Origin of the sequence: Nitrosococcus wardiae (genome assembly GCF_004421105.1) — a bacterium.
Taxonomy (GTDB): Bacteria; Pseudomonadota; Gammaproteobacteria; order Nitrosococcales; family Nitrosococcaceae; genus Nitrosococcus; species Nitrosococcus wardiae.
Window position 1 is genome coordinate 693914 of record NZ_CP038033.1, and the last position, 19399, is coordinate 713312.

The following is a 19399-nucleotide window of genomic DNA, read 5'->3' on the forward strand; positions in this document are numbered from 1 at the left end:
CTGCCCGTCCCTATTTCGCCTGCTAAAGAAGGAAAACTTACCTGTCAAAGATCCCATCCCGTGTTTTATTAATTTTGCTAGGCTTAAATTCAACTTCTGCCTCAAAATCTGTGTTCTTATAGTATTTCCTGTTTAAATTAGACCCAAGAAGCTTTGGGGCAGGCGGGGACAGACTCGCTGTCTATCCGTCCTTAGTGCCGACCTGTGTGACCAAACCCTCCTTCCCCCCGCTGGCTCGTGGTAAAGGTTTGCACCTGTTCAAACTCTACTTGCACCACTGGCACAAAGAGCATCTGTGCAATGCGCTCTCCTACAGCAAGGGTAAAAACCTCTGAACCTCGATTCCAGCAAGAAACGAGGACTTCTCCCTGATAGTCACTGTCAATCAGGCCCACCAGATTACCCAGAACAATGCCATGTTTGTGCCCCAGCCCGGAACGGGGAAGCAGCACAGCGGCAAGCTTTGGATCGGCGATATAAATCGCCAACCCAGTCGGAATCAATTCCGTAGCGCCAGGGGGAATCACCACGGGACTCTCCACACAGGCTCGCAGATCCAAACCAGCCGCACCTACAGTGGCATAATCTGGCAAAGGAAAATCTGTTCCCAGACGGGAGTCCAGAATCTTAAGCTGAATCTTTGGCATGATAATGTTCCGCAATCAATTTTATCAGTCCTCGCGCCAAGTAAATTTTGGGGGCCATGGGCAGCTCTACTTTGCCGCCATGCCATAACACGGTTAAGGCATTATCATCCACCTCAAATCCCCGCCCCGCCTTAATCCAATTGGCGGCGATCATATCAAGACCTTTGCTGTTAAGCTTGTGGCGCGCATTGGTTTCAAGATGCTCGGTTTCCGCGGCAAACCCCACCATAAAGGGCTTATCGGCCAGTTTGCTAATCTGCTCAAGAGTGTCGGGAGTTCGCTCTAGCTCCAGGGCAAGGCCCTGGGAACCCTTTTTAATTTTCTGGGCCGCCGGCCGAGTAGGTCGATAATCGGCCACCGCAGCACAGCCGATAAAGATATCCGTCGCTGCTGTCCGGGTAAGGGTAGCATCGCACATCTGTTGCGCACTCTCCACCTGAACTTGCTGCACCCCTGGAGGAGGTTCAAGAGTCACCGGCCCGCTGATCAGCGTCACCTCGGCTCCCGCCTCAGCCGCCGCCGCCGCTAGGGCATACCCCATCTTGCCGGAGCTTCGGTTGCTCAGAAAACGTACCGGATCCAAGTATTCACGGGTAGGTCCGGCGGTCACTAACACAGACCGGCCAGCCAGGTAAGGCTCGGTTAGTCGTCTGGCTGCCGCCCCTATTAATTCCAGGGGCTCCAACATCCGACCAGGGCCTTGCTCACCGCAGGCTTGATCTCCCCTAGCAGGGCCCCATACTTGTATCCCCCGGCGGCGCAAAATGGCAATGTTTTCTTGAGTCGCTAGGGCTTGCCACATCTGTTGATTCATGCTGGGAGCTACGGCTAAAGGGGCTGTCGTTGCCAAGCATACAGCAGTGAACAAATCATTAGCCCGGCCCTGGGCTAACCGGGCTAAGCAATCAGCCGAGGCCGGTGCCACTAACAGCAAATCCGCCCAGCGGGCTAAGGCAATATGCCCCATGGCCGCCTCCTGGGCTGGATCCATAAGATCCGTATGCACTGGTTTTCCAGTGAGTGCTTGAAAAGTAAGAGGAGTGACAAATCCTTGGGCGGCAGCCGTCATGACTACCTGCACCTCAGCTTCCATCTCTCTCAGCCGGCGAACCAAGTCAGCGGCCTTGTAAGCCGCGATACTACCACTAACGCCGAGTAGGATATGCTTTCCTTTCAAAGGATTAATAACCATGATTTCACTGAATGGGGGATACTCCCAATGTCGGACCAATCTAAGCATAACCTGAAGGTCACAATTTATACTTGTCTTTGCCAACCAATTCCAGGGAAAAGCAGTCTAAAATGGAATATTTTCCAACATTCAGCGGTAAGCAAAAGCCCCGAGGCCCAAGGCCCGGGGTTTTTACAAACGGATCCCGTAGCCAGGGGTGCAGGAGAGAGTTAAAACAATGAGTTGGTGGGGTAAAGCATTTGGTGGTGCATTTGGCTTTCTGCTGGGGGGTCCCTTAGGAGGACTACTAGGAGCCGCACTGGGCCACCAAATTGATACCGGATTGGAAAAAATCGCCTCCCTGGGACTCCACCCGGAAGAGCGAAAACGGATTCAAAATACATTTTTCACCACCACTTTCTCGGTCATGGGCCATCTAGCTAAAGCAGATGGCTGGATCTCACCCAATGAAATCCGGATGGCGGAGTCTATCATGACCCGAATGCAGCTCTCACCGGAGCGGCGTCGAGCCGCCATTGAACTCTTTAATCAAGGCAAGCAACCTAACTTTCCCCTCGATGAGGTGCTGGATCAATTCTACCGCGATTGCCGTTATCGCCATATCCTGGTGCGAGTATTCTTACAGATTCAATTGCAGGCCGCCACGGCGGATGGGCCTATCAACACCGCAAAGCAGCAATTATTATGGTACATCTTTGCTCGCCTCAGGATTTCCCGGCGAGAGTTTGAGACTCTACTCTCCCTGCTCCAGGGAACCTGGAGGCAAGAAACGGCAGGCAGTGGCAGAATGCGGCAAAGCGACCTTAAACAGGCCTACGCTGTCCTGGAAATTAGTGAAAATGCCAGCAATACTGAGGTCAAGCATGCTTATCGTCGCCTTATGAGCCAGCATCATCCCGACAAGTTAGTCGCCAAAGGACTCCCCGAAGACATGATGGCACTCGCCACCGAGAAGGCGAAAGCCATTGGTGCCGCTTATGATCAGATCCGCAAAGCCCGGGGCTTTTGATGACCATGACCACCCTCCTTGAGGAAACTCCATGAGCCTCCACGCCCTGCTAAAGGGAGTGTTATTGTTTGCCGCCGCCTATGGCATATTGGTGCTCTTAGCCTATCTCTTACAACCTCACCTGCTGTACTTCCCCCATATTCCTAGCCGGGCCGTGGAGACAACGCCAACGCAGGTTGGTCTTGCTTTTGAGTCGGTGACTCTCACCACGGAAGATGGGGTCACCATAGAGGGTTGGTACTTGCCCTCTTCTAAAGAGAGAGGAACAGTGCTATTTCTTCACGGTAATGCTGGCAACATTAGTCACCGCCTGGACTCTTTAAGCCTGTTCCATCACCTTGGGCTCTCCAGCTTCATTATTGATTATCGAGGCTATGGCCGCAGCCAAGGTCATCCCACCGAAACTGGCACCTACCTAGATGCTCAAGCTGCCTGGCAGTATCTTATCCAGCAGCGTCAGATTCCTGAGAGGGAAATTATCCTCTTTGGCCGTTCCTTGGGCGGGGCCATTGCAGCCCAGCTAGCCGATCATACCCAGCCGGGCGCCTTAATGGTGGAATCAGCTTTCACCTCCATTCCAGATTTAGCAGCGGAGCTCTATCCTTTCCTGCCGGCCCGGTGGCTAGCCCGCTTTCAATACCCTACCCAGGATTTTCTGCAAAGGGCCACTTGCCCGGTGCTTATCATTCACAGCCGTGACGATGAAATCATTCCTTTTACTCATGGGCAAGTCCTCTTTAAAGCCGCCCCTTTCCCTAAACAGTTTCTGGTGTTAAATGGGGGTCATAATGATGCTTTTTTAGTCGACAATCAAAAATACCTCAGCGGTATCAAGGCCTTTTTGCAAACCTACTTCGGTCAAAAAGGGAATTAAAGATTCCCCGGTTATTTTATTAACGTTAATCAATATTGCCGTTATTGTCGTTCAATTTTATCGATAATAACAGCGCTTTCCGGTTCGAGAACAAGCTTATCGCCTTCCTTCAAGAGGGTAAATTGCAGTTTCCCTTTCAAGGCCCGGGGGCCGGAAAGCACAAATTGACTCCGAGTTTCGCCACGCAACAATGCAGAATCCAGCACTTCACCAACGTCCTGTACCAACTCCTCGCCAATGGTCCCATTATGCCCTGCTTGATTGAACATTCCCTTAAACCAGACCTGGCTACCTGTTGGAACACCTACCCCTGTTGCAGTCGCAAAAAACCCCTTAAGTCTAACGCGGCTATAGACAAGCCCTCGCGGCCCCCTAAGAAAATCATGCTCAAAGTCTACGGTCCGGACCTCGTCTGAAGCTTCTGTCGCGACGAAAGTCACATTCCGAAACTCAATCGCATTCACATTTTCCCGCGTTTTATCAATACAGATTTTAGGGGTTTTCCCAGCTTCACTGGCAACCACCCGAACCCCAGGATAATCGCCAGCGATGGTCACGCAGACTCCCGCAAAACCCCCCGTTTCCTCAGCCTCTAATGGCACACCCTGAATGTTAGCAGTTAACGCATGGGCAGCGCTCAACCCCAGCCCCATCAATAAGAACAAGCTTAGGGCGACAGCCCGGAGCAATTTCATCGCTAATCCCCCTAGAAGTCATCTACTATCATTAAAAATTAAGCGAACTTTTCTAAAAAAAGAACTTATTGGCAAGCTTGGTTTATCCCCCGTCCCCTTACAAGCATTAAGGTTCTGGAAGGCGAAAGCATATCAGATTCCATGCAATTCCCCTAAAATACTCCCTGATTTCGCCTCCATGGGCCTGGCCTCCCGCCATTATCGGTATCAAACGGCTAATGGGCTTAAATATTTAATGTTGGGCTTACCTGACTCCTATATATTAGGGGAACTTCTATATTAGGGGAACTTCATCCCTACTGGAATAATATTTTAATTATAGGGAGTTTTGTTGCACTATTTAAGGTACTGCTCAGAAGGGGCAGCTAGAGTTAAGAAGAGGAAAGTTATATGGCAAACACTCAACACCACCAGATTCTGATCGTTGGCGGCGGCACCGCTGGGATTACAGTCGCAGCTTCCCTGCGCCGCAAACCTGGAGGCAAAAATCTAGATATCGCCATCATTGAACCGTCAGAGAGCCACTATTATCAACCGGCATTTACCCTAGTCGGTGCCGGTGCCTATCCTCTGGATAAGACCCGCCGCCCAGAGAACAGCCTTATTCCTCCCAAGGTGGAGTGGATTCGCGATATGGTGGCAAGCTTCGATCCCAACAACAATCAAGTCACCCTGGCTTCCGGTGGCCTAGTGGGGTATGACTACTTGGTCGTCTGTCCAGGATTAGTGCTGAACTGGGAAAACATCCAAGGGCTGACAGAAACGATCGGAAAGAATGGGGTCTGCAGTAACTATTCCCCCGATTATGTCCAGTATACATGGGAATGCGTGCAGGGGCTTGAAAAGGGCGCCAAAGCCATTTTCACCCAACCGCCCATGCCTTTCAAATGCCCCGGTGCGCCCCAGAAGATTGCCTACCTCGCTGCCGACCACTTACGCAAAAAAGGAATTTTGGACGATTGCGATCTCTACTTTTGCAATCATGGGCCAGCCATGTTTGGGGTGCCACTCTTCTCCCGGGAATTGAATAAGGTGGTGGCCCGCTACGGTATCCATGCCAACTTTCAACATAACTTGATTGCTGTCGATGGGGAAAAAAAACAGGCGACCTTTGAGATAGTTGGCGGCGAAAAAGCAGGACAAAAAATCACCCTGGACTTTGACATGTTGCACGTAACGCCGCCCCAAAGCCCCCCCGAAGTAATAAAGTCCAGCCCCCTTGCGAACGAATCGGGCTACGTGGATGTCCATAAACACTCCATGCAACATACTCAATACAAAAATGTCTTTGCTCTTGGAGATGCAGGTTCTACCCCCAACTCAAAGACTGCCGCCGCTATTCGTAAACAAGCCCCAGTAGTGGTGAAGAATCTACTGCATCTCATTGGCGGTGGTGAATTGGAAGAGGGTTATGATGGCTATGGCTCCTGTCCTCTCACCACCGCTTACGGGAAGGTCATAATGGCCGAATTTATTTACGGAGGAAAAGTTACCCCTACTTTCCCCCTCGATCCCCGCAAAGAGCGCTGGGTGAATTGGTGGATTAAAACCACGGGGCTGCCCCTTATGTATTGGCATTACATGCTCAAAGGTTATGAATGGTTTTTACCCCATAACACCGACTATGTGGAACCTTCTTGATGCTATGGCAGTGCAGCATTACCGTGCTATAAATTAACTCTGAGCTTCTGCTTCTGAAATTGATATGGAATTTGAAGGATATATTTGCCTACCAAGCCAACCGTGATAGATAATCGGGTCGGCGGGGGGATGCTCCCCCGTCCGCCCACACCACCGTGGGTGCGTACTGTATCAGGTAAAAGCATTTTCCCTACCCGGAGGATTTTATCCCTAATATAGTAAAGACGCTTAAGGCAGATTCACTTGCTCTTCCAATATATCTTCCACATAAAGCATCTGCACAAGTACTAGTATCACAACGGCAAAGGGTGTGGCTAACAATAATCCAAGGATACCAAAGGCAATTCCCATGGCTAACTGTACCGTCAAAATGAAAGCCGGTGGCAACATAACAGTCCGCCGTTGTATTAATGGGGTAATAAGATAGCTTTCAATGGCTTGGATAACCATATATAGCAGTATCACATAAAGTGCACTCATGGGTCCTTGCAGCCAGCCCGCTAATACCGCAGGCACAGCGGCCAATATAGGACCGAGATTGGGTATAAACGACAAAGCCGCCGCTAGCAGTGCCAATGCTGCTGCTGAAGGAATGCCTAACAGCAGTAATCCTACCCAGGTCAAAACACCTACGACAGTCATTGAGGCAATTCTCCCCACTAACCACCAACGCAACGCGTGCCCCAGTTCGCTTAAAACAGTTCGAGCCCGCCCACGCTGACTCTTGGGAAACAAATGCACAGCACCATTAATATAAACCTTCGGCTCCGCACTAAAGTAAATGCCATTCACAAAGATGATCAAAATACCCGTAATCAGACCCAGCAAGCTAGAGAAAATCCCGGCTACGCGAGCAAACATCTCCTGCGTAAAGAGCGTCGATTTATCCTGTTGGAGAAAACGTTCCAATAACCGATCGGCTATATCATGCTCTTTTATAAACTCCTGAAGTTGATGCAATGCTTGAGGAATGATTTGAGTAAGCTCATCAAAATTATTGGCAATATCTGGTCCCAGCAACCAAGTACCTATGCCTATAATGTACAGCAAAAGAAAAATCACGAGAGCAAGCGACCACCCCGCAGAAAGCGGTACATGATCACTCAGCCACTCTGCAATACCATGCAAAAACACTGCCAACAGAATACCCGCAAACACCAGCAGCAATAGATGCGCAAAATACCCCAAAGAGAATAAAAGGATAATGGCTACTGTAACGATACCCACTATTATTAAAACTCGGTGGGTAAAAGGCTTGCTCGGAAAATTTACCTGTTCCATGGCCGTCTCCTTATCGCAATTGATTATTCTTTATTCGTAAGTGATGAAAGGGACGTTAATATACGTCACCAGCAGCGCTATCTATGATCGCAAGCTTTGCGGCGAACACATCATTCTATTCAACAATAATTGTGCCAGTAAATCGCTATGAGATGAGCGTCCACATCATGGTTAGAAAAATTTTTTCGGTGATTTAATATCCTTAAGTGTACTGCAATGCCATAAGAAGAAATTAATAGGAGAGAAAAGAGAGGGTGGAGTTTGCCTTGCTGAGTGGGGCGAAAATTTTGCAGCCGCCTCTACCTGGAACGCTACTAATTTGCTCGAGTAACGTGCCAGAAGGCGGCTGCATGTTTCGTATCAAGCTACCTATACTCCCGCTTGCTTCAGAGTTAACTGCTCATTCCATTCACGTATTTGCCTAAGATGATTATCTTCTTCCGCGAGTGCTGTGCGGAAGTCAATTACCATCTCATCAAGCCCCATTTTATCGGCTAGTTGGATGAGAAGCTCCCAGCCAGCATGATCGACCAATTCAGCAGTGAGGATGGCTTCCATGGATTGAGCCACAGAGGTACGTGGATCACTGATCACCTGGAGCACCCCCATGGAAGCTACGGCACTAACATCAGCGCCAGGAGTCTGAGCAGTAGGATCAGCCCCTAAAGACTCTAGCGCTCGTGCCACTATTTTAAAGTGGCGTTCCTCCTCATCTCTAAAACGCCTAAGGGTATCTATAGAAAGTTGGGAATCTGCCTGGACCGCCTGGCACTTGGTTATAAGGTATTCATAAAGACGGGCGCCTGTGCGCTCAAAAGCTAACCGTTCACCTAGCTTATCAATTAGGACTTCGGGATTCTCTCCAGAAAGCTTATCAAGAAGGGCTTGGGCAGCTCCTTTCAAAGTGCCCGGAGGCGGAACGGAACCTACCGGACTAGATTCCTTGATATAGGCGCTTTCCACAGAGGTGAACATAGCTTTATCTCCCGCAGAACTTGGAGGCATCTTCTGCGCGGCATCAATGATAGCTTGGCTATCCATAGGAGACATTGCGATTCCGGTTTTATTTTTTGTCGTCATTTTAACTGAACGTTCCATTATTCAACTCCTTCTTTACTTTCCATGGCTAAGCAATTTTGCGATTCAATTCAGTTCCGGGGGACCATTGGTATCCCGCCGCAGCGGTCTGAGAAGGTGAACCTTCTGAGTTCAGTTGCTGCCGCTGCCCCAGGGATGCCTGCCCTTCTTGAGTATGGTCGACGAATTGAGTACCTAAGGCCCGCAAGTTTACTTCTTGGCTGAGCACTTCCCGGACGAATTCACGATTACTCTTAAAAGGGATCGGCTCGGGAAGCGTATCTGAAATAACTTCCGTGGGATCCCTCTTTTCATATTTTTTAAACAGCTCAGCCACATAATTCAACTGTCCAAGCTCATAATCGAGAAACCGTTCCCAAATCGCTTTAATGCGAGGGTTAGTTTCCTGCTCCATACAGCTATAGTAGTTATAAGCCTCCGTTGCTTCATGTAAAAGCCATTTTTCGAGCCATGTTTCATAAGGGTCAATGATTGACTCATACTGAGTGACATGTTGCTCCTCAATGGAAGCAATTTCAGCATATAATTGCCGAGCAAGGGGATCAGCGTACATCGGGCCTACATTGGCGTAAAAATCATGTGTCTGGTATTCGGCAGCCATAATGGTTGTTGCATGTAGCTTGGTAATTGCAGAAGCTTTGGCACGATCATAGTGATCCCGAACATCATCCTCCGGTGCCCGATGTTCGTCCACTGTGGGGCGACCTGGAAGGATATCGGTATGAGATTGCAGAATATTATTCGCATCCTTACCTTCCAGTCGATCAAGCAGCGCTGCATAACGATAAAGATGATCAAAGTCTTCCAGTAGCCCGAAACGGTAGACCTGAGCAAGATAAGGATCAGGTTCATTTTGTGCCACTGCGGCCGTGACCTCAATAGCCACCTGCTCATAACCAATGGTCGTTTCTAAAGGGGAATGATCTGAAGAGATAAGCCAATTAATGGTAGTTTGCTGGTGCTGTTCAACACGCCTGACTTTTGCTAACGGCACCTGAAGCTCTTTATTCATCCTCGCACAAAGATGTTGAAAGCGGATTGCTTCTACTTCAAGGCCATTCATGAGGATAATTCTTACTCGCGTGAAGGCATCATCATCGAGTTTACTTATAGGCTGTTGTACCATATCTTTCCATGTAAACCGCTGCTTATCGAGCGGAGTTCCTTTGGAATCAAATAACTTTACGCCCATGATTTCTCTTCTCCTTAAGGTAATAGGTCCGTCAACAAAAATACATTTCGCTCGCCTTGTAAGATAGCCTGCAAGACTCTTGCCCTTTTATGATTTGTCTTATGCATCAGGTGCGTAAAAATAGCTATCCAGCAGAAATAGGACTGGGTTCTATTTAGCAATGGAAAAAGAGCAGTTTACAGCTATCTATGCTGTAAAAATTACAAATTGGTATAAGTTAAAAAGTTAAAACAAGAGTAAACTTGTCATAAACACAATAATCAATAGCTTGTTGGTGCTTAGGGAAGGATTCATTAACTTATTGTTAATGAATTAATCAAATTAAATTATTGACTTGTTCATATTAAAAAAACCTAAGTTATTGTACAAATTACAATCTTCTTTTCTCTCGCTAAAAATCAGCCCATTGTTATATAGCGGTTTCCATTTAGATGGAACTTCATCGGGCTTGGGGTCAGCGTGACCAGACTGTCGGCGGCAAGGGTGAGCCGGGACCGGGGGTTCGGTGGACCTACGTAGACCGGTGAACGCCCGTCCCAGGCAGGAAAGCCTGGCGTGGTAAGCCGATGTCGAGCTTCCAGGGACGGTTTGACAGCGTGTCTGGTCACGCCTTTCCCAAGCGCCTTAGGTCTCATTTATAAGCCTTAAATTTACAACTGCGATCCGGGAACGTGATATAGCATTTACTTCTGTAATTGAAAAAATTTATTTTCCAGAGTGACTAAATGAACTTAAATTAAGGATAAAGCACATACCATGGCTAGAAACTTGATGAGATAATGGTGTGAAAAATTTTAACCCACAGTCAGATGAAGAGGCAGTACAGAACCGCCTAGAGAATCTCAAAAAAAAATTTGTGAGCCGCTGGGTTGAGATTAATAATTTGCTAGTCCATGCCCGAGTTAACACGGAGCGAGGGCCAGGTGATGCTCTGCCGGTAGTACTTGTTCATGGCTTAGGACTTTCCAGCACTTATCTACTCCCTACTGCGGCCGAACTGGCCCGTAACCACCATGTTTATGCGCCCGATCTTCCTGGTTTTGGTCTCAGTGCTAAACCACGGCATATTCTTGACGTACAGGAATTGGGAGATGCACTTGCGGCTTGGATAGAGGCGTTCGGTCTAGAACAGGTAGCATTGCTCGGCAATTCCTTCGGCTGTCAGATCATCATTGAATGCATAGCACGCCACCCAGAGAAAATAGCACGAGCCGTTTTGCAAGGACCTACCACGCCACCCTCTGAGCGGAGTTGGTTTTGGCAATTTGTGCGCTGGCAGCAAAATTCTAATCCTAAGCCAATGGGTGAAATTGCCAAGCAGGATTACCGTGCCTGCGGTATTTACCGCCTACTACGGACTTTCCAATATTCTATCCGCCATCGTCCGGAGGATCTTCTCTCCCAGATCCATATACCAGTGCTCGTGTACGGGGCAGTAACGATCTTATTTGCCGCCCTGAATGGGCTGAAAAGATTGTGTGCCGACTACCGAAGGGGCGAAAAGTCGTCATCCCAAGCGTACAGCACACTCTTGTATGGACCGCCCCGCGTCAATTGGCAAGAGTATGTCGGCCATTTCTGGCAAAGTAAAAAAAAAGCAAAAATAATATCCTTAAAATACGATTTAGCATGCGCCAGTGTTCTTTTCTGTTTCACTAAGCTACGCAAACCTTGTTCCTTTCCGAGATTACAATAATTGCAGATGGAATAAAGCAAACTACAATTAAAAGTCATGGGTAATGTGTCTTAAACATAGCAATAGGGAGTAAGGAAACATGGCAAACACTCAGATGCCGCAACAGGAAGGAGTCAAGAGCACTGCAGCTATTGGCGGGCATCCTGTTCATCCTATGTTGATCCCCTTTCCAATCGCTTTTCTAGTGGGTGCCTTATTGACTGATCTAACCTACTTGGGGACAACCGATTTCTTCTGGGCTAGAGCCTCACTCTGGTTAATCGCTGCCGGTTTTATCAGTGGAGCGCTAGCTGCTGTTTTTGGGCTAACCGATTTTATGACTATTCCAAGAGTCCGTGAGCACAATATCGCTTGGATCCACTTTCTCGGTAATGCTACCGTGTTGCTGCTAGCGCTGATTAATTGGTTGCTGCGCCTAGGCGAGCCGGTCGCGAGCATTCTACCTTGGGGGTTACTGCTCTCAGCCCTCACTACAGTTATTTTACTGGTGACGGGTTGGTATGGGGGCGAATTAGCCTATCGTCATAAAATTGGCGTGGTCGACCACGAATCTCAGTAAGAAAAACGTGACCCTATCCCAGGGTTGGAATAGGGTCACTATATCTTATTTTTCCTATTTTATTCCTAAATAAGAAATTCTTTTGTATGCTAATTTTCGCCCTTGACACTTAAAATTATCCAGACTAGTTTTAAATTTTAAAGTGTATATTTATATGGCTTTTACCAAAGGTTAGAGTTGAAAACTAATCAATTCGGAGTAACAACAATGTATGGGTGGGCAACAATAATTTTTCTGAGCTTGGCATTAGTGGCAGCTATCCTCCGTTTTATGGGCATAGCATGGGTCACTTTAGAGATTGTCTGGATTTTATTTATCATTGGATTTATTTTGTTGGTAATATTTTTAATCATGCGCCGAGCATCTTCTGCTGCTCAAGATCAGGAGTACCGAGACAAACCCCGATAGCTTAAAAATTAAGACCCTCATATCATAATTTTTAAAATAGAGGACAGTAATAAACTTTAAATTGCAATAAAGTTAGTATGCTTTCGCGCTGCGAAACTATATCTTTGAGAACATCTCTATACGATCTGCAACTAGCTTGCTACTGGCCTCTCTATTAATAAGGTGCCAAAATTCCCATTTCTAACCTTTACTTTCACCTATTCCCCACTATAATCCGCGCTATATTAAAATATGACACTTAATTAAGTGCTCAACGCATTGCCTCAAAATGAGAAATTAATGGCTACCGATGAGCAGGCAAAAATTTACCGGCTACCTTAGCAAATCTCACTTAATCAAGAATTACTAAACTGCTAAAGTAAGTACCTATGAATGAGGTGTTTTAGGAGCGAGGGAGTAGGATAGGCTAATTAAGCGCTTGACCAGCGAAAAGAAACAACCCCTTGTCTAAAGATAGGAAAGACCCCCACCCTTTTTTAGGGATAAACACAAGGGTGGGGGAATAGCACTGGCTTATTCCTCTTCAGTATGATAGGGCCTGCTGAACTTATGGACCGTATCCACCAGAACAGCCACTTTTTCAGGATCTACATTGGGATGGATACCATGGCCCAGATTGAAAACATGACCACTGCCGCTTCCGTAGGCTTTAAGAATCTCATCAACCTCCTGGCGTACCCGGGCAGTTGAAGCATAAAGCACGCAAGGGTCCATATTCCCTTGCAAAGCCACTCGTTTTCCCACCTGCACTCGAGCTTTGGCAAGATCCACGGTCCAATCGACTCCTAAAGCATCGCAGCCCGTATCGGCCATTGTTTCTAACCAAAGCCCTCCCCCTTTGGTGAATAAAATCACCGGTACCTGACGACCTTCATTTTTTCGCACTAGGCCTTCTACGATCCGGGCCATGTAAGAGAGGGAGAAGTCCCGGTAATCTCGGTGACTTAACGCTCCGCCCCAAGTATCGAAGACCATCACCGCCTGGGCCCCTGCGGCTATTTGGGCATTGAGATAGGCGGTGACAGCGCGGGCAAGAACCTCTAACAAGCGGTGCATGACCTGAGGCTGATCAAACATCAGTCCCTTGATCAGGGCGAAATCCTTACTTGAGCCCCCTTCCACCATATAGCAGGCCAGGGTCCAGGGGCTTCCAGAAAAGCCGATCAGAGGCACGCGGCCATCCAACTCCCTGCGGGTTAACCGGAGGGCATCCATGACATAACGCAACTCGGTTTCCGGATCCGGGATCCCCAGAGCCGCCACCTGGCTTTCAGTTCTAACGGGTCGCTCAAAACAAGGTCCTTCACCCTTGGAGAAATACAAACCCAGCCCCATGGCATCGGGAATGGTGAGGATATCGGAAAAAATAATGGCAGCATCCAGATCAAAGCGCTGCAGAGGCTGCAGAGTCACTTTACAAGCCAGCTCCGGCGTTGAGCACAAAGTCAAAAAGTCCCTGGCTTTAGCACGTACCTCCCGATACTCCGGAAGATAACGTCCCGCTTGGCGCATGATCCAAATGGGGGTTCGGTCCACTGGCTGCCGTAACAATGCCCGCAGTAAACGATCATTTTTTAGTGCAGCCATGGGAAAAAATCACCACATAAAAACAACACAATGGGACTCCTTGGGAGGTATCATCAATTGCTAAAATTTTAGTCTTCCAATTATACCCCAAGGTCATCCCTCTTGGCGCCCTCTCCAGCTTGGGCAGAACTAATCCGAACTTCAAAGGGCACCCCCAATGCCGTTAACCGATCCAAGGTGGCTTGCATGACGGGCAGATCTGAGTCCGATCCCATTAATACGGAGACAAAAGAAGTGTTCGCCAAGCTTCTTCTGCTATAAAGACACTCCTAGGTCTAAGTTAATTCGTAGTTTCTAAAGGCTTCACCCCTTAGCCTTTTTTCGGGCTCCGGCTTTACGACGCGCCCGCTTTGCGGGAGCTTCGTTAATAAGGGTTTGCGCCTGCTCCAAGCTAAGCTTCTCGGGTGCTTGGTCCTTGGGAACCCGGGCATTGCGTTCGCCATCGGTGACATAGGGTCCATAACGCCCATTGAGAATCTGGATTCCGCTATCAGGAAAGACCTTAATCACCCGATTGGCATCGGCCTGCTTCTTCTCCTGGATAAGCTCTAAGGCCCGCTCCAGAGCGATGGTATGGGGGTCCTCCCCCCGTAGAGAGACATATTTATTGTCATATTTTACATAAGGACCAAAACGCCCAATATTAACCCTAACCTTCTCGCCCTCAGGAGTAAAACCCAACTCTCGGGGTAACTCAAACAGAGCCAGCCCTTCTTCCAGGGTAATAGTATCCATTTTTTGTCCTGGCCGCAGACCCGCAAAACGGGGCTTTTCTTCATCCTCCTTAGAACCGATCTGGACATAGGGCCCATAACGTCCTATGCGCACCGATACCGGGCGGCCGCTTTTGGGATCAATACCCAATTCTCGGGCTTGGACTGCCTCTTCCCGACTGACGCTTTGTTCCTTTTCTTGTATCCGTCCCGAAAAGGGTTCCCAAAATTCCTCCAACACCGGAACCCAAACCTTCTCTCCGCGGGAAATGGCATCAAGCTCATCCTCTAAACGAGCGGTGAAGTCGTAATCCACATAGGGGTTAAAGTGCTCTGTCAGAAAATGATTGACCACACGCCCCACATCTGTGGGGTGGAAGCGCTTATTTTCCAATAAAGCATAGTTCCGCTGCTGGAGGGTGGAGATAATCGTCGCGTAAGTAGAAGGTCGGCCGATACCAAATTCCTCTAAGATCCGCACCAAGCTAGCTTCGGTATAGCGTGGTGGTGGCTCCGTGAAGTGTTGCTCCGGCCGTATCTGCACCAGCTCCACCCTATCCCCCTCTTTCATGGGCGGCAATATCCGCTGTTCCTCTTCCGCTTTGGTATCATCCCGTCCTTCCTGATACACGGCCATAAAACCGGGATCAACCACGGTTGAGCCTGTGGCTCGGAAAATGTTGCTGCCGACATTGTCCATTCCCTTCTCTGGAACCGATTTCCGAGTATCTAGATCCACCGCCACAGTCTCAATGGTGGCATGAATCATCTGACAAGCGATGGTGCGACGCCAAATAAGCTGATAGAGCTTGAACTGTTCAGGCTTGAGGTGGGGTTTTAGCTCCTCTGGAGTTCGGTACACCGAGGTCGGGCGAATGGCTTCATGGGCCTCTTGGGCGTTCTTGGCCCGAGTTTTGAATGTCTTCGGCTTAGCCGGCAAACTCTTTTCACCAAAATGGCCTGTAATAAAATCTCGAAGCTCCTTCACCGCTTCATTGGCCAAATTGACCGAATCGGTCCGCATATAGGTAATAAGACCCACGGCACCATCTCCAATATCAACCCCTTCATAGAGCTGCTGGGCCACGCTCATGGTCCGTTTAGTAGAAAAGCCGAGCTTGCGGGAAGCTTCCTGCTGTAGCGTGGAAGTAATAAATGGAGCTGCTGGATTACGGCGACGCTGCTTGCGCTCCACTTTAATCACCAGCAGCTCACCGCACGCCGTTTTAGTTAGTTGCTCCACAAGCGCCTGGGCCTGATCACCATTATCGATATCGAATTGACCCAGTTTGTTACCGTCCAAGTGGGTCAGTTTGGCAACAAAGGGTTGCTTAGCTGCCGCCACATCGGCCTCCAGGGTCCAATACTCCTGGATCTTAAAGGCTTCGATCTCTTTTTCCCGCTCGCAGATCAGGCGCAGTGCCGGACTTTGGACTCGCCCTGCAGACAGGCCGCGGCGGATCTTTTTCCACAGCAGCGGAGAGAGATTAAACCCAACCAGATAATCCAAGGCGCGCCGTGCTTGCTGGGCATTGACTAAATCCGAGGAAATGTCGCGAGGGTGAGCGATGGCCTCATTGACTGCCTGCTGAGTAATTTCATAGAACACCACTCGCTTAATGGTTTTATCCTCCAATGCTCCCCGCTCCTTAAGAAGCTCAAGAAGATGCCAGGAAATTGCTTCCCCTTCCCGATCGGGATCAGTCGCGAGAAGAAGGGCATCAGCCTTTTTCAATGACTTCGCAATGGCATCCACATGGCGGCTATTCTTTTCAATGACCTGGTACTTCATCGCGAACCCGTGCTCAGGGTCCACCGCACCCTCCTTGGGCATCAAATCTCGCACGTGCCCATAGGACGCCATTACTTCAAAGTCTTTCCCTAAGTACTTCTTAATAGTCTTGGCCTTGGCTGGCGACTCCACAACAACCAGGTTTTTACTCATTGACTATCCCCTGAAAACTCAAAGCCCGCGAAACGCGGGCATCAAGTAAACTCATAAGGTGAGCAGGTGAAATCCTACCCACGCTCGGCACGGGGCCAAGCAACCCCACGCATCAATGTAAAAGGTCGGTTACCTCATCAAAGACTAAATCTTCCATCCAGGCATAGGCAGCTTCCTGGCCTGGCTGGTGAGATAACACCATCAGAATAACCCACTTAAGCTGCTCCAAGTCAAAGTCTTCTGCCTCTAACGCCATCACCCGATCAATCACTAATTCCCGCGTCATGGAATCCAGCACGCCGACCTGCTCCAGAAACAGCAAAAATCCTCGGCATTCAGTATCTAACTTCTCCTTTTCATGGAGAGTAAAGACTCGAATCGAGGAGTTGGTCACCGGGAACGGGCGAGGCTCACTTTGCTGTAACGCCGCAAGTCCTTCCAACCAATCAAACGCCTTACCTATTTCGCCATGGTGAAAACCCGCCTCTGTCAGTTCTACTTCCAATGATTCCTTCGTAGGTTGAGCCTCAGCTTCACTATCCATATAGGTCTGGAACAGATACATCAGTACATCGAGCACATTTTCTTTCATGATTGGCCCTCTTTACCGCAACGGAGATAGCGCCCTCCAGGCAATGCCGTAATGCGGCCTTGTAACTCTAACATCAAAAGCATGGAGGAAACCGCTTCTGCCGTCAATCCGCAGCGCTCAACTAGTATATCTATGGGAAGGGGATCATAACCTAGGCAATCCAGCAGAATATGATACTCTGGATCGTTGCTTGAATCTTCTATTTTTTCATGTTTTTCATCAACTTGAAGGTTGGTCGTTGCACCTACCAAAGGGCCTAATTCCTCCCAAATGTCTTGGGCAATTTCCACCAACTTGGCGCCTTCACGGATAAGGCGATGGCAACCCCGGGAGAGCGGGTTATGGATAGAACCAGGAATCGCAAATATCTCACGTCCCTGTTCTGCGCCTAAACGGGCGGTAATTAGAGAACCACTTTGCAAAGCCGCTTCGACCACTAAAATGCCTAGACTAAGACCACTAATGAGCCGATTGCGACGTGGAAAATTCTGGGGTAAAGGGGGGGTACCAATGGGAAATTCCGACACTAGGGCCCCCCCCTTGGCGATGGCATGGGCCAAAGCCCGATGGCGGGCCGGATAGACTCTATCTAATCCGGTTCCCGCCACGGCGATAGTGGGCGCCTTCGCTGCCAGCGCTCCTTCATGGGCAGCAGCATCAATACCCAATGCCAGCCCGCTAGTAATCACAAGACCGGAACTGGCCAAATAAGTAGCAAATTGAGCGGCAGTTTCCGCCCCTGTTGGGGAGGGATTACGACTGCCCACAACGGCCAGCTGGGGTAAGGATAGCAGGGAAGGATCGCCATGGATGAATAAGACCGGCGGTGGATCCGGGATCTCCCGCAGGAGTGGCGGATAATCTGGATCGACTAAGGTCAGTAAGCAACGCTCTGGCTGTTCCAGCCACTTAAGATCCTGCTCTACTGCCTCCCAATCAGGCTGTCGCAGATAATGCCGGGTTTCATTGCTAAGGTCTGTCGCCTTCTCCGGGGCAGCAAATACCGCAGCCGGCGAGCCATATTCCTCCAGGAGTCGGCCAAAGCTCACACTGCCAATGCCGGGGGCACGGTGCAGGGCGAGCCAGTAGGCTCGTTCATTCATTGGCAAACCAAAGGCAGCTACAGTTTACGGGTTACGAACGACATCGTCCACATGAATAGCCCGTTCCGCCCCCATCACTAACCCATAGCTGATATGGTTAAAAGCGCGAAAGACCATGAGTACCCCCGCTCGTTCATCAGGTAACTGGACTTTGTCATCAGGTAAACGGCTTATGGGATCACGCACCACCCTACCTGCTTGGTATATAGCAAGCACTGTCCCTTTATCCATGCCATCCTCTGTACCTAAATTCAGCACCACCGCCTGGTGCTGACCAATTTGAGAAACGCCTTCTATCACAGTAATAATTTTACCCTCTATGGGGGTCGGTGATACATGGGGAAAAAAGTGCTGTTCAAATGCCTGGTCATTTCTTGGCAAAAGCCGATCTCCCACAAGTATCTCCCGCTTGGAGTTCTGAATACTCAGAATAGCGGGATCGCCAAACTGGCGCACTTTCGCATCCGCAATAAAAAGAGCTTCATAACCTAGAACTTTAGAAGGGTTATCCGGATCCCGGTAGACCTCGCCCCCCCGGTAGATGCCATATCTCGTGGTAGCCGAATTGCCTAGACCACGAACATAAGCCTCATCGCCCGCTCCTAAAATCAAGCGCTCCTCTGTTCCTGCAACCACATAGGGGGCATTTTCCAAAGTTTCTTTATTCACCACTTGAGGATTTAACAGGAATTGCTGGATAACATCAATGGGAATGGTCGGAATGGCTTTTTCCAGCTCAATAACTCGAACCGTCGGTGAAACCTTATAGGTGGAAAGCCCTCGCTGGAGTTCCAATACAGGGTCTCCATTGTCACGGTAACTGAGGGCAATAATATCGCCTGGGTAAATTAAGTGGGGGTTCTTAACCTGCTGATTAACCTGCCAAATATCCGGCCACCGCCAAGGATCCCGTAAAAAGCGGCCGGCAATCTCCCAGAGGGTATCACCACGGACCACCACATGGCGTTGGGGAGCATCCGGACTCAGGGTCACGGGTGCTCCCCAAACCCCCCAGGCAATGGTATACAAGAGCATGAAAGTTAATAAATTTTTAAGCTTCATCGGCTTCCCTGAATAAACCTCAGCCAAATCTAACGATGGCTGCAGGACCAAGGGAGAGTTTTCACCCTTACCAACCCTGTAGCACCATTACCGAAATATCAAGTA

At 49.1% G+C, this 19399-nt stretch carries 19 protein-coding genes; 5 read left to right on the forward strand and 14 right to left on the reverse strand.

The annotated features are described in order from the left end of the window. Window positions 1–191: 191 nt before the first annotated feature. Window positions 192–647, reverse strand: a complete 456-nt coding sequence (gene dut, locus E3U44_RS03395) for a dUTP diphosphatase (RefSeq protein ID WP_134356671.1) — start codon at window positions 645–647, stop codon at window positions 192–194. Continuing rightward, window positions 628–1839, reverse strand: a complete 1212-nt coding sequence (gene coaBC / locus E3U44_RS03400; protein ID WP_134356672.1) for a bifunctional phosphopantothenoylcysteine decarboxylase/phosphopantothenate--cysteine ligase CoaBC — start codon at window positions 1837–1839, stop codon at window positions 628–630. The genes dut and coaBC overlap by 20 nt, the downstream gene beginning before the upstream one ends. Before the next feature lie 217 nt (window positions 1840–2056). On the opposite strand from coaBC, the gene djlA reads away from it, so the two are divergent. Together djlA and E3U44_RS03410 are read left to right on the forward strand one after the other, a co-directional pair. After that, window positions 2057–2848, forward strand: coding sequence for a co-chaperone DjlA (gene djlA / locus E3U44_RS03405; RefSeq protein ID WP_134356673.1), 792 nt, complete (start codon window positions 2057–2059; stop codon window positions 2846–2848). A gap of 31 nt (window positions 2849–2879) precedes the next feature. Beyond that, entirely contained in the window at window positions 2880–3722 is an 843-nt protein-coding gene (locus E3U44_RS03410; protein ID WP_134356674.1) for an alpha/beta hydrolase, read from the forward strand. Window positions 3723–3763: 41 nt separating this feature from the next. Here the strand turns inward: E3U44_RS03410 and E3U44_RS03415 are convergent, their stop codons facing one another. Next, a complete protein-coding gene (locus E3U44_RS03415) occupies window positions 3764–4417 on the reverse strand; it encodes a hypothetical protein (protein ID WP_134356675.1) in 654 nt (217 codons plus the stop codon). A gap of 390 nt (window positions 4418–4807) precedes the next feature. Here E3U44_RS03415 and E3U44_RS03420 point away from each other — a divergent pair, with 390 nt between their 5' ends. Continuing rightward, window positions 4808–6058, forward strand: coding sequence for an NAD(P)/FAD-dependent oxidoreductase (locus tag E3U44_RS03420; protein WP_134356676.1), 1251 nt, complete (start codon window positions 4808–4810; stop codon window positions 6056–6058). Window positions 6059–6286: 228 nt separating this feature from the next. Here the strand turns inward: E3U44_RS03420 and E3U44_RS03425 are convergent, their stop codons facing one another. The 4 genes from E3U44_RS03425 to E3U44_RS03440 all read right to left on the reverse strand — a co-directional run bounded on the left by E3U44_RS03425 (window position 6287) and on the right by E3U44_RS03440 (window position 10237). After that, the gene (locus E3U44_RS03425) at window positions 6287–7339 is read right to left on the reverse strand and encodes an AI-2E family transporter (protein ID WP_134356677.1); all 1053 of its coding nucleotides are present in this window, start codon (window positions 7337–7339) and stop codon (window positions 6287–6289) included. A gap of 369 nt (window positions 7340–7708) precedes the next feature. After that, window positions 7709–8437: a ferritin-like domain-containing protein gene (locus E3U44_RS03430; protein WP_134356678.1), complete on the reverse strand. Its 729-nt coding sequence runs from the start codon at window positions 8435–8437 to the stop codon at window positions 7709–7711. 28 nt (window positions 8438–8465) lie between these two features. Beyond that, window positions 8466–9629 (reverse strand): hypothetical protein, encoded by a 1164-nt coding sequence (locus E3U44_RS03435; protein ID WP_134356679.1) that lies wholly within the window; start codon window positions 9627–9629, stop codon window positions 8466–8468. A gap of 398 nt (window positions 9630–10027) precedes the next feature. Further along, window positions 10028–10237, reverse strand: a complete 210-nt coding sequence (locus E3U44_RS03440; protein WP_134356680.1) for a hypothetical protein — start codon at window positions 10235–10237, stop codon at window positions 10028–10030. Between the two features lie 176 nt (window positions 10238–10413). Between E3U44_RS03440 and E3U44_RS03445 the strand changes: the two genes are divergently transcribed. Both E3U44_RS03445 and E3U44_RS03450 read left to right on the forward strand, forming a co-directional pair. Beyond that, window positions 10414–11325, forward strand: a complete 912-nt coding sequence (locus E3U44_RS03445; protein WP_240761713.1) for an alpha/beta fold hydrolase — start codon at window positions 10414–10416, stop codon at window positions 11323–11325. 79 nt (window positions 11326–11404) lie between these two features. Further along, window positions 11405–11884, forward strand: coding sequence for a DUF2231 domain-containing protein (locus tag E3U44_RS03450; protein ID WP_134356681.1), 480 nt, complete (start codon window positions 11405–11407; stop codon window positions 11882–11884). Window positions 11885–12072: 188 nt separating this feature from the next. Here the strand turns inward: E3U44_RS03450 and E3U44_RS20530 are convergent, their stop codons facing one another. From E3U44_RS20530 to E3U44_RS03485, 7 genes are all read right to left on the reverse strand, one after another. Beyond that, on the reverse strand, window positions 12073–12237 hold the full coding sequence (locus tag E3U44_RS20530; RefSeq protein WP_166804988.1) for a hypothetical protein: 165 nt from the start codon (window positions 12235–12237) through the stop codon (window positions 12073–12075). A 568-nt stretch (window positions 12238–12805) separates the two neighbouring features. Continuing rightward, window positions 12806–13879, reverse strand: a complete 1074-nt coding sequence (hemE, locus tag E3U44_RS03460; protein WP_134356682.1) for a uroporphyrinogen decarboxylase — start codon at window positions 13877–13879, stop codon at window positions 12806–12808. Between the two features lie 80 nt (window positions 13880–13959). Continuing rightward, on the reverse strand, window positions 13960–14124 hold the full coding sequence (locus E3U44_RS19805) for an AIR carboxylase family protein (protein WP_240761714.1): 165 nt from the start codon (window positions 14122–14124) through the stop codon (window positions 13960–13962). Window positions 14125–14182: 58 nt separating this feature from the next. After that, entirely contained in the window at window positions 14183–16537 is a 2355-nt protein-coding gene (locus tag E3U44_RS03470) for a DNA topoisomerase I (protein WP_134356683.1), read from the reverse strand. Window positions 16538–16649: 112 nt separating this feature from the next. Then, window positions 16650–17129: a DUF494 family protein gene (locus E3U44_RS03475; protein WP_134356684.1), complete on the reverse strand. Its 480-nt coding sequence runs from the start codon at window positions 17127–17129 to the stop codon at window positions 16650–16652. After that, window positions 17126–18232, reverse strand: a complete 1107-nt coding sequence (gene dprA, locus E3U44_RS03480) for a DNA-processing protein DprA (protein ID WP_134356685.1) — start codon at window positions 18230–18232, stop codon at window positions 17126–17128. The genes E3U44_RS03475 and dprA overlap by 4 nt, the downstream gene beginning before the upstream one ends. 24 nt (window positions 18233–18256) lie before the next feature. After that, window positions 18257–19294 (reverse strand): LysM peptidoglycan-binding domain-containing protein, encoded by a 1038-nt coding sequence (locus E3U44_RS03485; protein ID WP_134356686.1) that lies wholly within the window; start codon window positions 19292–19294, stop codon window positions 18257–18259. Window positions 19295–19399: the final 105 nt, after the last annotated feature.